This is a genomic window from Hoylesella nanceiensis DSM 19126 = JCM 15639, from assembly GCF_000379965.1.
GTDB lineage: Bacteria > Bacteroidota > Bacteroidia > Bacteroidales > Bacteroidaceae > Prevotella > Prevotella nanceiensis.
Map to the genome: position 1 here is coordinate 173,208 of NZ_KB904327.1, position 15,847 is coordinate 189,054.

The 15,847-nt window shown below is 42.9% G+C and carries 12 protein-coding genes and 1 pseudogene; 10 read left to right on the plus strand and 3 right to left on the minus strand.

From position 1 onward, the window contains the following. Positions 1 to 4 precede the first annotated feature (4 nt). The gene (locus A3GM_RS0100760; protein ID WP_018361480.1) at positions 5 to 955 is read right to left on the minus strand and encodes a phosphoribosylaminoimidazolesuccinocarboxamide synthase; all 951 of its coding nucleotides are present in this window, start codon (positions 953 to 955) and stop codon (positions 5 to 7) included. Positions 956 to 976: 21 nt separating this feature from the next. Then, the gene (locus A3GM_RS0100765; protein ID WP_018361481.1) at positions 977 to 1,966 is read right to left on the minus strand and encodes a PhoH family protein; all 990 of its coding nucleotides are present in this window, start codon (positions 1,964 to 1,966) and stop codon (positions 977 to 979) included. 179 nt (positions 1,967 to 2,145) lie between these two features. Here A3GM_RS0100765 and A3GM_RS0100770 point away from each other — a divergent pair, with 179 nt between their 5' ends. From A3GM_RS0100770 to A3GM_RS0100820, 10 genes are all read left to right on the plus strand, one after another. Beyond that, the gene (locus tag A3GM_RS0100770) at positions 2,146 to 2,949 is read left to right on the plus strand and encodes a DUF5715 family protein (protein WP_018361482.1); all 804 of its coding nucleotides are present in this window, start codon (positions 2,146 to 2,148) and stop codon (positions 2,947 to 2,949) included. Between the two features lie 475 nt (positions 2,950 to 3,424). Next, positions 3,425 to 4,654, plus strand: coding sequence for a site-specific integrase (locus A3GM_RS0100775; protein ID WP_020967939.1), 1,230 nt, complete (start codon positions 3,425 to 3,427; stop codon positions 4,652 to 4,654). Positions 4,655 to 4,679: 25 nt separating this feature from the next. Next, a complete protein-coding gene (locus tag A3GM_RS0100780; RefSeq protein ID WP_009228736.1) occupies positions 4,680 to 5,999 on the plus strand; it encodes a site-specific integrase in 1,320 nt (439 codons plus the stop codon). Beyond that, the gene (locus A3GM_RS0100785) at positions 5,996 to 6,421 is read left to right on the plus strand and encodes a hypothetical protein (RefSeq protein ID WP_009228735.1); all 426 of its coding nucleotides are present in this window, start codon (positions 5,996 to 5,998) and stop codon (positions 6,419 to 6,421) included. The genes A3GM_RS0100780 and A3GM_RS0100785 overlap by 4 nt, the downstream gene beginning before the upstream one ends. A gap of 235 nt (positions 6,422 to 6,656) precedes the next feature. Continuing rightward, on the plus strand, positions 6,657 to 7,079 hold the full coding sequence (locus tag A3GM_RS0100790; RefSeq protein ID WP_009228734.1) for a hypothetical protein: 423 nt from the start codon (positions 6,657 to 6,659) through the stop codon (positions 7,077 to 7,079). Between the two features lie 972 nt (positions 7,080 to 8,051). Beyond that, positions 8,052 to 11,165: an efflux RND transporter permease subunit gene (locus A3GM_RS0100800; protein ID WP_009228733.1), complete on the plus strand. Its 3,114-nt coding sequence runs from the start codon at positions 8,052 to 8,054 to the stop codon at positions 11,163 to 11,165. A 2-nt stretch (positions 11,166 to 11,167) separates the two neighbouring features. Beyond that, the gene (locus tag A3GM_RS0100805) at positions 11,168 to 12,391 is read left to right on the plus strand and encodes a TolC family protein (RefSeq protein ID WP_025829755.1); all 1,224 of its coding nucleotides are present in this window, start codon (positions 11,168 to 11,170) and stop codon (positions 12,389 to 12,391) included. Next, positions 12,388 to 13,287 (plus strand): efflux RND transporter periplasmic adaptor subunit, encoded by a 900-nt coding sequence (locus A3GM_RS0100810; protein WP_009228732.1) that lies wholly within the window; start codon positions 12,388 to 12,390, stop codon positions 13,285 to 13,287. Before A3GM_RS0100805 ends, A3GM_RS0100810 begins: the two co-directional genes overlap by 4 nt. After that, positions 13,284 to 13,469 carry a hypothetical protein gene (locus tag A3GM_RS11485; protein WP_044045481.1) on the plus strand — a complete coding sequence of 62 codons (186 nt, stop codon included), beginning with the start codon at positions 13,284 to 13,286 and terminating at the stop codon, positions 13,467 to 13,469. The genes A3GM_RS0100810 and A3GM_RS11485 overlap by 4 nt, the downstream gene beginning before the upstream one ends. Before the next feature lie 45 nt (positions 13,470 to 13,514). Beyond that, entirely contained in the window at positions 13,515 to 15,386 is a 1,872-nt protein-coding gene (locus A3GM_RS0100820) for a heavy metal translocating P-type ATPase (protein WP_018361487.1), read from the plus strand. A 269-nt stretch (positions 15,387 to 15,655) separates the two neighbouring features. Here the strand turns inward: A3GM_RS0100820 and A3GM_RS11730 are convergent. Then, positions 15,656 to 15,841, minus strand: a pseudogene (locus A3GM_RS11730) (IS982 family transposase); the annotation flags it as partial. Positions 15,842 to 15,847 lie beyond the last annotated feature (6 nt).

Consider the following 15,847-nt stretch of genomic DNA (forward strand, 5'->3'; position numbering starts at 1 on the left):
ATGCTTATTTTCTAGTTGCAAGATAGTTGTTAATGTTATCTTGAATACGTTTGTTTATATCCTCTGAATCTGTGGGCTTTACAAACTTATTGCCTGTAATATGTTCGTATAGTTCAATGTATCTTTCGCTAACACTGTTAATGTATTCGTCTGTCATTTCTGGCATAACTTGTCCAGGTTCATTCATAAAGTTATGACTAATGAGCCATTGACGTACAAACTCTTTTGATAATTGGCGTTGTGGTTCACCTTTAGCTAGCTTTTCTTCATAACCTTCTGCATAGAAATAGCGACTGCTATCAGGTGTATGAATTTCGTCGATGAGATAAACTTTACCATCTCTCTTACCAAATTCGTATTTAGTGTCAACGAGAATGAGACCGTGTTTTGCAGCTATTTCTTGACCACGAGCAAAGATCTTGCGTGTGTAGTCTTCCATAATAGCATAATCTTCAGCAGAAACAAGACCTTGTGCAATGATCTCTTCCTTTGAAATATTTAAGTCGTGGCCTTCGTCTGCTTTTGTTGTTGGAGTGATGATAGGCTCTGGGAAACGCTCATTTTCTTTCATTCCGTCAGGTAGTTGAATACCGCATATCTCACGAACTCCATTCTTATAATCTCTCCAAGCACTACCAGTTAAAATCGAACGGATAATCATTTCAACTTTAAAACCTTCGCATTTTAAACCAACTGTAACCATTGGGTCGGGTGTTGCCAATTTCCAGTTAGGACAAATGTCGGTTGTTGAATCTAGAAATTGTGCTGCAATTTGATTTAATACTTGTCCTTTAAATGGAATACCTTTTGGTAAAACCACGTCAAAGGCAGAAATTCTATCTGTAGCAACCATCACGATTAAGTCGTCGTTGATATTGTAAACGTCTCTTACTTTGCCATGATAAACACTCTTTTGACCATCAAAGTTGAAATTGGTGCTTGTTAATGCTTTCATAATTAATTCTTTGTTTTGAAGTTAATTTATTGGGGTTTCTTTCTTTTTGTCTTTAGAGTTTGCTTCAGTCTTATTGGATTTGTCGAATACTTCGTATGCTTTCACGATTTTGGTTACAAGCTTGTTTCTCACAATGTCTTTCTTGTCAAAATGTACAAACGAAATATCTTCGGTGGCTGATAGTATTTTTAAAGCTTCTTTTAACCCGCTTTTATGCCCATTGGGCAAGTCTATTTGGGTTATATCTCCAGTTATAATCATTTTAGTATTCCAGCCCATACGAGTTAAAAACATTCTCATTTGAGCAGGAGTGGTATTTTGTGCCTCATCTAATATCACGATAGCATCGTTCAAGGTACGTCCTCTCATGAATGCCAAAGGTGCTATTTGAATGACATTCTTTTCAATCATGTCTTGCAGTTTAGCAGAAGGAATCATATCTTCTAATGAGTCATAGAGTGGTTGAAGATAGGGATCGATTTTGTCTTTCATATCTCCTGGTAAGAAACCTAGCTTTTCTCCTGCTTCAACGGCAGGTCTACTAAGAATAATTTTTCTTACCATTTTCTCTTTTAAAGCCTTTACTGCAAGTGCAATACTTAAGTAAGTCTTTCCAGAACCTGCTGGTCCTATAGCGAAAATCATATCATTTTTGTTGAAAGAGTCAATTAGTTGTTGTTGATTCTTTGATTTCGCTTTGATAGGATTTCCAGATATATTATAAGCTAAAACACCTTTTATTTCATCTTTACGAGTGGTTCTACCTTTAATAATATCAAGTATGTCTTCCTCGGCAATGTTGTTGTATTTTGATATATGGCTACACATTTTATCAATTTGTAATTCTAGTTTAGCCATCTCTTCTTCATCGCCTATAATCTTAATGATATTGTCTCTGGCAACAATACGCAACTTGGGATAAAGTGACTTGATTATTTGAAGGTTACCATTGTTGGCACCATATAACATCAAAGGGTCGATGTCGCTTAATATGATATGCTTTTCTGTCAATGTTTTGTTGTGATTTAGCTACTATATTAATAATGTGATGCAAACTTACATAAAAAGTTTGATATATTGATTGCTTAGTGTAAAAACTTTAATAAAAATAAGTTAGTGTAGCCTTATTATTCTTTTTCTCTCTAGAAATTTACTAACTTTGCAGTAGACGAATAAAAAATAAGAAGACAATGTCGAAGAAAAGATATATACAAGGCTTTCTAATGGTAGTTGTATTATTAGCTATTGTTAAGTGTGTTTTCCCAGGAATAGCTTCTAATAAAGATACTCTTGCAAAAGAATTACTTGCTGAAACTGATACGGTTACTGCAAAGTCTGATTCTGTTGCTACGCAAACACGAGTGAACGAAAGCAATATATCGCTCTTAACATCAAAGTTTTTTAATGCAGACGGCTCTGAAGTTAAACACAGAATATACAGTGTTCCTAGTTATAAAGATGCTTTCCCCGACCAAAATGACGTGCAACTTCTTTCCGCACAGAAGTATGGTGTGCCTCCAGTTACTAACAGAGAAGAGGCTGAAACACGTAAGTCTGAATTGGTTTATGTAGGTAGTAATCCTTATTTTTATGTAGAAACACTTAAACAAAGTATTCCTTATCTCGTGCCAAGGGCATCAATCTTGTTACAAGATATTGGTAGAACATTCTTCGATAGTTTAACCGTTAAAGGTATTCCTTTGCATAAAATTATTGTAACCAGCGTAATGCGAAGCAAAGATGATGTTACAAAATTGAGAGGACACAATAGAAACGCCACAGTAAATAGTTGTCACTTGTATGGGACAACTTTCGATATTTGTTATAATAGATATCAAACTGTTGAGGCTCCCGATGGTGTTCAACGTCGCAAAGTGCGTAATGATACTTTGAAATGGGTATTGAGTGAGGTGTTGAATGATATGCGTTTAAGTAAGCGTTGTCATATAAAATACGAGGTTCATCAAGGTTGTTTCCATATAACAGTAAACTAAATGATAATGAGATAATTATTAATTTTAGTTCAATTAATAGTGAAATAGAAAAATAAACGAATTTATATAGGAAATAAAGGCGGATTGGAATGGTTCTAATCTGCCTTTATTTGTTATTGTAGTGTTATCAGATTGTAAAATAAAAGCATTCTTCTTATATGGTAAAAGCATTGCTTTTGAGGTGTAACTAATCAAGGAAAATGAAGAAATATCGAAAGATATGCAAACTAATTGGTAATGAGGTAGAAACGAGGCAATTTGCATAAAACTGCTCTATTTGTAAAAGGCAGGAAAGTGCGGATTTAAGCAGAAGTTCAGTTACTAAATCATTACCAAGATTTGAAGTAGGTAACTAAATGCAGATGTAGGTAACTGAAATTGTTTCTCTCGTGTGTTTGTTGCTTTGGTCGGCAGTTTTCTGCATAAGTGAGGAACGCTTTAATTTGGGTAACTTTGCCCATAAAAATTAAAGCGTATGAAAACAGAAAAGATGAAGGTGTTGCTCTACCTCAAAAAGAGCGGAAAGGATAAGCAGGGTAAAGCTCCCATTATGGGACGTATCACACTTGGAAGGAGTATAGTACAGTTTAGTTGCAAGCTATCTTGTGATATAGATTTGTGGAGTCCTCGTGAAAGTAGAATGAGGGGCAAGAGCCGTGAGGCGGTGGAAGTGAACGGAAAGCTGGATAGTTTAGTACTTTCCATTCAGTCCGCTTATCAAACATTGCTGTCCAAAGGACAGGCATTTACTGCCACGGACATCAAGGAGCAGTTTCAAGGGAGCGTACAATCTCGGTGTATGCTTATAGAACGCCTTGATAGGCTTATCAGGGAGAAAGAAGAACACGTTGGAATAGATATTAAGAAAGATACGCTATCTAATTATCACTCTACACGAAGCAATCTTTGCACATTCATCGAAGAGAAATATAAGGTAGAGGATTTAGCTTTCTCACAACTATCTGAAAACTTTATTTATGATTTTAGAGATTTTTTCTTGGGGACATTAGGTTTTCAAGAGAGCAGTTTCTATGGTGCAGCTTCCCAAATAAAAACCGTATGTAGGTTGGCATACCGTGAGGGATTGGCTGACACCTTGTTGTTTGCTAATGCAAAAATAGTAAGAGGAGATAAGAAGCTACCCAAAGCTCTTGATAGGTGTTCGCTTGACAAACTAATGAAGATACAGTTTGAAGAGTTAGAGGAGGAAATGGAAACCGCAAGGGACTTGTTTGTCTTTGCTTGCCATACGGGTGCAGCCTATTGCGATTTGATGGAGTTAAGCAGATTGCATCTTGTCCGTGATGATGAGGGAAGTCTTTGGCTGAAGTTCAACAGGCAGAAGACAGGCGTACTTTGCCGTATCAAGTTGTTGCCCGAAGCCATCAGGATAATAGAGAAGTACAAGAGCGATGAAAGGGAAAGCCTATTGCCACAGATGAAATATGCCACCTATCAATCGTATCTTAAAGCATTGCGCCTAAGAATCGGCATAGCCTTTCCCTTTACCACGCATACGGCAAGACATACCTTTGCCACGCTCATCACACTTGAGCAGGGAGTGCCGATAGAAACGGTGAGCAAGATGTTGGGGCATAGCAACGTGAGTATGACCGAACGGTACGCAAAGGTTACACCACAGAAACTGTTTTTGGAGTTTGAGCGTTTCCTTTCTTTCACGGAGGATATGCAGATGAGTATTTAGCAATAGTAGTATTAAAACTAAAATCATGATTAGAAGTACATTCAAGACACTGTTTTATATCAACAGACAAAAGACCAAAGCAAATGGTCTGACCTCCATACTCTGCCGTATCACGATAGATGGCAAGAACTCTGTCATTACTACAAACGAAGAATGTAAGCCTGCGGAGTGGAATGCCAAGCAAGGAATAACTACAGATAAGAAAACAAACCTTCGCCTGCAAGCATTCAGAGAACAAGTAGAAAAGACCTATCAGGAACTGCTCCTAAAAGACGGAGTGGTAAGTGCTGAACTGCTTAAAAACAGATTGCAAGGCATAGCAACTTCTCCCACCACTTTGTTGGAGCTAAGCAATACAGAACTACAATCGGTAAAGGAAGGTGTGGGCAAGTCTAAGGCAGAAGGTACATACACTAACCTTTGCTATGCTAACAGGATGCTGTGCGAGTTTATAAAGGACTTAGGTAGTACGGATATAGAAATCCGAAGTATAACGGAGGAACTGTTTGAAGAATACCGCTTCTTTCTTAAAAAGAAAGGGTTGAAAGGTTCTTCTATCAACAATTATCTTTGTTGGCTGAGCCGTTTGATGTTCCGTGCGGTAAGCCAGCGCATCATTCGTTATAATCCATTTGAGCATGCAGAATATGAAAAGGTGGAAAAGGCTATCCGCTTTCTTAGTAAGAGTGATGTGAAAAAACTGATGGCTATGAAGATATGTGATAGTGATGCCGAGCTTGCCAGACAGATGTTTATCTTCTCCTGCTTCACAGGTTTAGCCATTACGGATATGGAACACTTGACGTTTGGGCATATCAAGAGCGCAGCGGACGGACAGATGTATATAAGAAAGGAACGTCAGAAAACAAAAGTAGAATTTATAGTGCCGTTACATCCCATAGCCAAGACGATTATTGAGCAGCAAAGGCAACTAAAAGCGGTGAAAGAAGAAGGCAATAACACGGATATGGATAATCGCCTTATCTTTCAGCCCTGTTGCAGCAGAAGTGTGTTAGCAGCGAAGCTAAGCATCGTAGGCAAGGCTTGTGGTATCAAGCAACGCCTGTCCTATCACATGGGAAGACATACCTTCGGAACGATGTGTCTAAGTGCAGGTATTCCCATAGAAAGCATCGCCAAGATGATGGGACACACATCAATTGCAAGTACACAGATTTATGCACAGGTAACGGACTGCAAGATTTCCGAGGACATGGACAAACTCATCGCCAAACATCAGGAAAAGAACAAAGAAAACGATACAATGGAAACGGAAGCGATTACCATAGGGGCAATGACGATTGTCAACGCAAGCAGAAACAAAAGCATGGAGGAAACGGCATGAATACGGAAGATGGAATAAAGACCAAGGCTGAAATCCGTCTGGACACGGGGCGCAGCTACTTCGAGTGGGGAAATGGTATGCAGGTTATCCGCAGGGGAAAAGGCGAAGTAGCCATGACCGAGGGCGAGCTTGCAAGGTTCTTCGGAGTTACATGGAGAAAAGTCAATGGCAGACTTCGGACGATAACCGAAGAATCCGTCCTGCATCCAGAAGAAAGGGGCGCAGACGAAAGGAAAATAGTCACGGATAAGGAGGTAAGGGGCTACGCACCGCTCTACCCATTACCTACAATTATCGCCCTTTCCTTCTTGCTTGACAGCGTAGAAGTCCATCTGTTCAGAAAGCATGTGTGCAGTGAGTTGATGCGTCCAAGGAACTCTGTCATTCCTATCATCATATATGACAGGGGTGTCAATAGCTGAATATGTACCAATCCTTTTTCTTTCACTGTTATCTTACTACATCACTACAATACAAGATAATACGGTGAAAGAGAAAGGATTACGTTGTAGTTGGTAGATGACTATATGTGCACCTACGGTATGACTACATACTACCGATCCATGAACGGAAAGGATATGTTTTTTAGCCGTGGAATGCGGTCAGAGAGGTTTATGAACCTTCAGATATTTCAATCTATAAAATGGAGGAAACGGCATGAATACAAAAAACAAATCACAGATAGAAGTAAAATCCATTCAATACAAAGAGCGCAGTTATTATGAATGGGGCAGCAATATGCAAATAGTCCGCAAAGGAAATGGAGAAATTGCCATGACTGAGGGCGAACTTGCGAGGTTCTTCGGTGTAACGTGGAGGAAACTCAATAATAGACTTCAAGAGATAATTCACAATCCCAACCTGTACCCTGATGAAAGGAGTGCAGGTGAGAGGGTAATAGTCAGAGATAACGAGTTGGTAGGCTATGTACCGCTTTACCCCCTCCCAATCATCATTGCCTTGTCCTTTCAGTTGGATAGCACAGAAGCCCATTTCTTCAGAAAGTATATCATCCATGAGCTACAACGACCGTCCGCAACCATAACACCGATATTCCTTTTTGGAAGTACACACCATTAAATTATCTCTATCCTTTTCTTTCACCGATATTATCCTACTACATAACTACAAAAGGGATAAAACAGTGAAAGAAAAAGGATTATGTTGTATTTGGTAGTTGTTTATATGTACTACTACGATATGACTACATACTACCTATCCATGAACGGAAAGGAAACGCTTTCTTTAATAGTGGAATAAAGTCAAAACTATGGTATACCCCTCGGGCATGAAGAGAAAGAAACTGAACTTATCAAGTTTGCCGATAACTTTGAAGTACGGTGGAATGCAAGGCAAAATAGCTGAGTCCACTTTTAAAAGTCAAAGAACTCGATTTTTAAGTTCGCAACCCACCGATTATCAGTAGGAGATTTTTGGAGAAATCATTTTTTTAAGTGGACGCATAACCTTGATAATAGTGAACGAATCAGAGAAATTTATTTAGATAATAGGCATGCCATATTTGTTTTGAAGTTGGGAGTATCTTCTTTACTGGGCAGATGACGTTTAAGTAATAAAAATATTTATTAGGAATTATTCGTGCGTCATAGCGTATCTTTGCAACTAAGTTCAAAAGTTATTTCGTATCTTTGTTGCCAAATATGAAATTGATAGCATACATACTGAGCATTTACGTCTTTTTGTTGGCAGTGATTCCCTGTCAATGCAAGGAAGTTGTGTATGCACAAATTCAACATACAGAATCTGTGGCAGAATTCCATTCTGTCAACAATTACGAGAGCGGCATGCAGAAGTTTGATGCTGGTACGTGCTCACCTTTCTGTGTAAATGCCAGAGTGCATGCTTTCACCTTATATGTAACTAACGATTCTTTCCAACTATCCAAATTTGCGGCTATTGTAACAAATCCGCAAATAGTGCATTATGAGGCTGTTCTTCTGCAGGCGTATACTGCGGGCGTATGGCGTCCACCTATAGCTTTGATGTTTTATCCTTGTTCTTTTTTGATAAAATATTAATAGCTAATCCATCATGTTTGAAAAAATCATCAATTTTTCCATACAGAACAAATTGGTGATTGGTATCATGACATTGCTTCTTATAGTATGGGGAGCCGTGTCACTGGGCCAATTGCCATTTGATTCCACACCTGATATTACCAACAATCAGGTACAAGTCATCACTCAAGCTCCCACGCTTGGCGCAGAGGAGGTTGAGCAGTACGTAACCACGCCACTTGAAATGGCTTTTGCCAACATTCCCGACATTGTGGAGCGTAGAAGTATCAGTCGCAGCGGATTGAGCGTTGTGACGCTCGTATTTCGCGACAATGTGGACATTTACTGGGCGCGTCAGCAGGTGAGCCAACAGCTGAAGGAGGCAGAGGAGGAGATTCCACGCAGAGCAGGCAAGGTGAGCTTGGCTCCTATCTCCACTGGACTCGGCGAGATTTACCAATACACCATTCATCCAGAGAAAGGATATGAGAAAAAATTCTCTCTATCAGACATCCGTACCGTACAAGACTGGATTGTACGAAAGCAGTTTGCTGGTACCGAAGGTGTGGCCGAGGTGAACGGATGGGGCGGCTATGTAAAGCAATATGAAGTAGCCATTAATCCTGACCGTCTTGCCTCATTCGGTCTCACGGTGGTCGATCTTTATAAAGCCATAGAAGGTAACAATGAGAATACGGGTGGCAGTTATATAGAACAAGGCAACAATCAGTATTTTATCCGTGGTATCGGACTGGCGCGCACGTTGGATGATATCCGGCAAATTCCCGTAAAGACTGTCAATAGTATTCCTGTGCTTGTGAGTGATGTAGCAGAAGTGCGATATGGTTCGGCCATGCGTTATGGAGCTGTAACACGCAATGGTGAAGGCGAAGTGGTGAGTGGTATCACACTGATGCTCAAGGGAGAGAACTTCCAACAAGTCATCAAAAACGTAAAGGAACGCATGAACCAAGTGCAGAAGAGCTTGCCCAAAGGCTTGGTCATTGAACCGTTCATAGACCGCACGCAGTTGGTAGACCGCGTGACGTTCACTATCACCGAGAACTTGGTACTGGGTTTACTTATTGTGATATTTGTACTCATGCTATTTTTGGGCAATATCCGAGCAGGATTAGTGGCAGCATCGGTCATTCCGCTTGCCATGCTCTTTGCTTTCGGTATGATGAAGGCTTTCGGTGTGGGAGGCAACTTGATGAGTCTTGGTGCGCTCGACTTTGGAATTATTGTCGATGGTGCAGTCATCATCGTGGAGTGTATCACCACCTATATAGTCTCTTATGGCAAGAGTATCAATAAAAGTGTACTTTCGCAGGACGATATGGATCATGTGGTAAGCATGGGTGCCAACAAAATACGTAAGAGTGCAGCATTTGGTGAAATTATTATCATGACAGTCTACGTGCCCCTCTTCACATTGGTAGGCATCGAAGGAAAAATGTTCAGACCGATGGCAATGACAGTATTCTTTGCCGTTCTCGGAGCGTTTATTCTATCGCTCACGTATGTTCCTGCTGCCAGTGCATTGTTTCTATCACGAAAAACGGAGCATGGAAAGAATTTCTCTGATCGTATGATGCATCGTATCAGTGAGGTTTATTTGCCATTACTACGCGTCAGTCTTAAGCACAGCAAAGTCATCGTGGCAACAGGTATTGCCCTACTCGCCGTAGCCTTATTTATCTTCTTGCGTATGGGCGGCGAGTTTATTCCCAATTTAGAAGAAGGTGACCTCTGCGCCGAAGTAAGCATGAAACAGGGCACGAGTCTGTCGAGGATGATAGCCAAAACCACAGAGGCAGAGAAAATACTGAAGAAGCGTTTCCCCGAGGTGAAACAGGTGGTGACGCGCATCGGTAGTTCAGAAATTCCCACCGACCCCATGCCTATGGAGCGTGGCGACATGATGATACAACTCAAGCCCAAGAGTGAATGGACGAGTGCTAAAACGCAGGCAGAACTTTCTGAAAAGATGGAAGAGGCAATGAGTGAGGTAGAGGGATTGCGCGCGGAAATGTCGCAACCCATACAGATGCGTACCAACGAGCTCATTACGGGTGTAAAGCAAGATGTTGCCATCAACATCTATGGCAACAACATCGACTCGCTGGCAAACATTGCTAAGCGTGTGGCAGAGAAAATAGAAAATGTGGAGGGTGTCGGGACGCCTATCATGGAGCGTGTATCGGGACTGCCACAGTTACAAGTCATCTACGATCGTAGTCGCCTATCGGCTTATGGAATATCCATCAAGGAAGCGAATAGCATACTGGAATCAGCTTTCGCTGGAATAACGGCAGGCAGTATTTTCGAGGAAGACAAGAAGTTCGACATCGTGTTGCGCTTGGACGAGAAGATGCGCAACAAGATTGAAACCTTACAGAACCTACTACTCACTGTGCCAAGCGGAGGAACCGTACCTTTGTCGCAAGTGGCAGAGATAAAATATGTAAGTACACCATCGCAGATTACCCACGACGAGGGGCAACGACGCATCTACGTGGGCTTCAACGTGCGAGGCAGAGATGTGGAGACAACCATTGCCGATATAGAGAAAAAGTTGAACATTGAATTGCAGTTGCCAACAGGCTATCATTATACCTACGGCGGACAGTTTAAGAATCTCAAGGAGGCAAAGGCACGTCTTTTGGTTGCTGCACCAGCTGCATTAATCATCATTCTCTTCCTCCTATTCTTCACACTGCGCAGCATGCGTGAGATATTGATTGTGTTCACCGAAATTCCGCTTGCAGCCATCGGTGGTATCCTCGCCCTATGGTTGCGCGGCATACCTTTCAGCATCTCTGCTGGTGTTGGCTTTATTGCCCTGTTCGGCGTTGTGGTGCTTAACGGTATTGTGCTCATCAACCAGCTCGACGAGTTCAAGCGTAAGGGTATCACCGACATCAATCGCTGTATCATCAACGGCTGTATGGAACGTCTGCGCCCCGTGCTGATGACAGCACTCGTGGCTTCGCTCGGCTTCCTACCCATGGCCATCTCGACAGGCGACGGTGCTGAGGTGCAGCGACCTCTTGCCACGGTAGTCATCGGTGGTCTGCTCATTGCCACCATTCTCACGCTTGTGGTGTTGCCCTCTATGTACAAAATCTTTTCAAAGACAAAATAGATATGAAGAAACAATATATCATTTTCAGCCTATTCCTCTTTCTTCCCATCTTAGTATCGGCACAAAGCCGACAGATGACGTTGCAAGAGGTGTTGGCAATGGCTGCCGAGCGTAGCCTAACATTGCAGAACTCACGTATGGAGGTGGATAAGACCCGTATCCTTCAAGGTACTGCTTTTCATCTGGATGCCACATCCGTGTCGCTCTCTCAGGACCCCACCAGTGGCGGAAGTCCCGACAATGCCATCACGGTGAGTCAGTCGTTTGCTTTACCCAGTGTTTATTCTGCCAGACGCTCATTGCTCAAGTCCGAAACCAGCGCTGCCCAAAGTCGATTGGCGGTGAGCGAGAATGAGCTGCGACGAGAGGTGAGCTTGGCTTTCTACGACTTGCTCTACGCACAGGACGTGTTACACATTTATGCCCGTCAAGACAGTATCTATAAAAATTTCAACCGTGTGGCAGAGGCTAAACTCGGAGCTGGAGAGACTGGACGATTAGAGCAGATAAATGCAATCCGACTGAAACAGGAGAACGATATCAAAAATGACATTGCGCAGCGCGACTTTCTCACTGCCCAATTACAGTTGATGAAGTGGCTCAACAGCGATACGCTGGTAATACCTCTTGCCACAGCGACTAATGAACTCATATTTGCCGACCATTCCATTGCAGACGTTCCCCTCCTCGCCTTAGCGAAGAGTCAAGAAGAAGTTGCCAACCGACAACTGAAATTGGAGAAACGCAACGGACTGCCCACATTCTCTGTAGGAGCCAGCGTGCAGACCGTCATCAAGGGATTCAATCCCTACAACATTGACCGCAGCGCGTATGGTGGTGGCAACTTCATGGGCTTCTCCGTGGGAGTGAACATCCCCTTAGCATTCGGTGCACAAAAGGCGCGGGTGAAGGCGACTCGCAAGGAAGTGGAGATGGCACAACTCAACGTGCGCAATCAGGAGTACGTGCTCCGCAAAAGCTACGATGCAGCCTATAACAACTATGTGTCGGCATACAAAGCCTACAACTATTATCAAAAAATAGGAGTGCCCCAAGCTCGCGAGATGGAACGAATCTCTAAAGTGAGTTATGAATATGGACAGATAGGTTATGTGGAGTTAATGCAAAACCTACAGAGTGCATTGGAGGTTTGGAAAGACTTTGCTGATGCTACTCGCCAATATTATAAAGCTATTGTTGAACTGAATTATCTTCAAGGAAAATGAGAAAAATAGGATTTTATCTACTGATACTGCTTGCCATGGTTATGGTGATAAGCTGTGGTAACGATAAGAAAAGTGACAAGGAAGAGAATGCTGCTTCCGAGAAAGTGGAAACAGAAGAAGGTGAAGAGGAGGCTGATGCTGATCCAGCACCCGACTTAAGTAAAACTGTTAATGTTGTGCGTGTGACTGGAACATTGGCACTTGATCCACAAAACAAAGCAGAGGTTTCTCCCATTGCAAGTGGGGTGGTGCGGCGCATTACAACTAGGGAAGGTATTAGAGTGCGCCGCGGTCAAGTGGTGGCTTATATAGAAAATACACAAATAGTCGAACTGCAACGCCAGTATCTCACGGCTGTAAATGAGCTTTCTGCAGCCAAAACAGAACTTGCCCGACAGCAGGCGCTGATGAAACAAGATGCAGGTGTGCTGAAAACTTTGCAACAGGCTGAGTCGACCTATGCTATTGCTAATGCGCAAGTAGTAGGTATTGGACGTCAGTTGAGTCAGCTCGGCGTGAATCCGCCTTCAATATCAGCAGGCAAGCTCACCACTCTCATTCCTGTCACATCTCCCATCAGTGGTATTGTTGGGAAGATAAAAATCAGTATGGGCAGCTTCGTGGACATCTCCACTTCGCTCATGACGGTGGTCAACAACGTAAACCTGCATTGCGACCTGAAAATGTTTGAGAAAGATTTGCCCAAGGTGCGCATCGGTCAGATGGTGAAGCTGACGCTCACCAATGCCCCCGAGGTGACCTTCTGCGCCAAGATCTACGACATAAACTCCGTCTTCGACAACGATTCCAAGTCGGTCACGGTGCATGCCCGTATCATTGACCACCCCGCTACCAAGCTATTGCCCGATATGTTTATCAATGGTGTGATAGAATGAAACAGGTTATTATGATGTTTCTTCTCATGGTCAGTACTCTCTTGTCAGTAGAGGCACAGATTATGAGCATATATTGGCTCTATCCTAAGATTTTTACAGAGAAACGCAATCGCAAAGATGTATTCGTAGCCCCTTTATACGATGAGAAGAACATTGGTGCGACTGCGCAAATTATCTTTTAAATCAGATGTAGGGAATCTTTGCAAAAAAGTAGAAGTTGTGAAATTATGGAAAAGGAAAATAGAAACAAACTTATAAGGATAATCTCTGCTAGTGTACTCTTAGCAGGATCGGTATTGGTAGAACGGACAATGAACCTGCTGATATGGCAACTATTGCTTGTCTATCTTGTGCCTTACTTGGTTGTGGGCTACGACGTGCTAACGGAAGCTGCCGAGGACATTGCACATGGCAAGGGCATGGACGAAGACTTCCTCATGGCTATAGCTACATTAGGTGCCCTTTGCATCGGTTTTATGCCGGGGGCAGAACCACAGTTCACTGAAGCGGTGTTTGTGATGCTCTTCTTTCAAGTGGGCGAACTCTTTGAAAGTTTTGCCGAGGGTAGAAGTCGTAAGAGTATCTCTCAGCTGATGGACATCCGTCCCGACATCGCCCATGTAAAGCGTGGTGAAGAGCTGGTGGACGTGAATCCTGAAGAGGTGAAGGTGGGCGACATCGTTGTAATTCGACCAGGAGAGAAAGTACCGATGGACGGTATCGTTATCGATGGTGCATCAAGTCTGAATACAGTTGCATTGACAGGCGAGAGCGTACCGCGTACCATTCGTCCTGCCGATGAAATCATGTCAGGATGTATAAATCTCAATGGTGTGGTGACAGCAAAAGTAACCAAGGCATTTGGCGAGAGCACGGCGGCAAAGGTGCTCAACCTCGTGGAAAATGCCACAGAAAATAAGTCGAAGAACGAAAACTTCATCACCAAGTTTGCCAAAATATACACGCCCATAGTAGTTGTACTTGCCTTGTTGGTGGCAGTTATACCACCGTTGCTCGTCAATGAGCAGTTGTGGAGCGTGTGGATCTATCGCGCTCTCACATTCCTTGTAGTGTCATGCCCTTGTGCTCTCGTTATCTCCGTGCCTCTCACTTTCTTTGGAGGCATCGGTGGAGCATCGCGAAAGGGTGTGCTCATTAAGGGCTCTAACTATATGGAGACATTGGCAAAGGTGCGCACGATTGCCTTTGACAAGACTGGCACCATGACACACGGTGTGTTTGACGTTACTGCTATTCATCCCGAAAATATTGCCCCCAATGAATTATTGCACTTAGCTGCTCATGCGGAACGATATTCCACGCACCCCATTGCCCTCAGCATTCGCAAGGCTTTTCCTGACAAAAACGACGGCTGCGATGTAAAGGACATAGTGGAGACGGCTGGACAGGGCGTGATGGCTCGTATAAATGGCAAGTCGGTAAGTGTGGGTAATACGAATTTGATGAAGAGCGTGGGCGCAAAGTGGCAACCCTGTGAAAAAGTGGGTACCATTCTCCACATTGCCATCGATGGAGAATATGCAGGTCATATTGTAGTGTCAGACAAAATTAAGGAGGATGCCGCTGATGCGGTAAATGCTCTCAAGGCAGAAGGTGTGAAGAGATTGGTGATGCTCACGGGCGACAAGGAAGAAGTGGCTGTCGATGTGGCTAAGACCGTTGGACTTGCGGAATATCATGCTGAACTCTTGCCAGGCGACAAAGTGAGTCAAGTGGAAACAATTCTCAAAGAGAATGCAGAAGGGACAATGGCCTTCGTTGGCGACGGCATCAACGATGCTCCCGTGTTAGCACGTGCCGATGTGGGCATTGCGATGGGCGGACTGGGCAGTGATGCCGCCATCGAAGCAGCCGACGTGGTGTTGATGGACGACAAGCCGTCGAAGATAGCCGTAGCTATCCGCCAGGCTCGACGCACACTGCGCATCGCAAGGGAGAACACTTGGTTTGCCGTTGGTATCAAAATAGCAGTGCTCATCCTCGCTTTCTTCGGACTGGCTACCATGTGGATGGCAGTATTCGCTGATGTTGGTGTAACGGTGCTTGCTGTGCTGAATGCAGCTAGGACTCTGAAATAACAATCTGGCCACAAATGCCAACTAACTAAAGAGCCATAATGATAGCATGTAATTCCCCAAATTTCCATCGTCTATCATTATGGTTTTTTGTGCAAGTCATCGAAAAGGTGAAGGAAATAAAAAGAAGTTTGCCCATAATATGTAGCAACTATGTGCTAAAGTGCCAAGTGTCCAAAGTGCAAGCCTAAAAACATAAAGTTTTCATTTTTTTACTTTGACCAAGTATTACAATTAATGCAAATCATCACTATTAAAACTTGTTGGTTGAATTAAATTAAAGCATACTTAATTTGCCCGATAGGCCGATAATTGATAAAACTTGTATATTGCATAAAAGTCATGGCACCTATCTTGCATACCGTTCTTGTAAAGAGTCCGCGAGTTTGCTTGGCATAATTGCGTATCATCATCAGTGTGTCGTCCAATTGTGCGAATACGGTCTCGATACGCTTTCGGAACAA

Excerpts from the sequence above, each read along its gene's own strand:
- A3GM_RS0100760 (WP_018361480.1), bottom strand. The coding sequence starts at position 955 with ATGAAAGCATTAACAAGCACCAATTTCAACTTTGATGGTCAAAAGAGT.
- A3GM_RS0100770 (WP_018361482.1), top strand. The coding sequence starts at position 2,146 with ATGTCGAAGAAAAGATATATACAAGGCTTTCTAATGGTAGTTGTATTA.
- A3GM_RS0100775 (WP_020967939.1), top strand. The coding sequence starts at position 3,425 with ATGAAAACAGAAAAGATGAAGGTGTTGCTCTACCTCAAAAAGAGCGGA.
- A3GM_RS0100780 (WP_009228736.1), top strand. The coding sequence starts at position 4,680 with ATGATTAGAAGTACATTCAAGACACTGTTTTATATCAACAGACAAAAG.
- A3GM_RS0100785 (WP_009228735.1), top strand. The coding sequence starts at position 5,996 with ATGAATACGGAAGATGGAATAAAGACCAAGGCTGAAATCCGTCTGGAC.
- A3GM_RS0100790 (WP_009228734.1), top strand. The coding sequence starts at position 6,657 with ATGAATACAAAAAACAAATCACAGATAGAAGTAAAATCCATTCAATAC.
- A3GM_RS0100800 (WP_009228733.1), top strand. The coding sequence starts at position 8,052 with ATGTTTGAAAAAATCATCAATTTTTCCATACAGAACAAATTGGTGATT.
- A3GM_RS0100805 (WP_025829755.1), top strand. The coding sequence starts at position 11,168 with ATGAAGAAACAATATATCATTTTCAGCCTATTCCTCTTTCTTCCCATC.
- A3GM_RS0100810 (WP_009228732.1), top strand. The coding sequence starts at position 12,388 with ATGAGAAAAATAGGATTTTATCTACTGATACTGCTTGCCATGGTTATG.
- A3GM_RS11485 (WP_044045481.1), top strand. The coding sequence starts at position 13,284 with ATGAAACAGGTTATTATGATGTTTCTTCTCATGGTCAGTACTCTCTTG.
- A3GM_RS0100820 (WP_018361487.1), top strand. The coding sequence starts at position 13,515 with ATGGAAAAGGAAAATAGAAACAAACTTATAAGGATAATCTCTGCTAGT.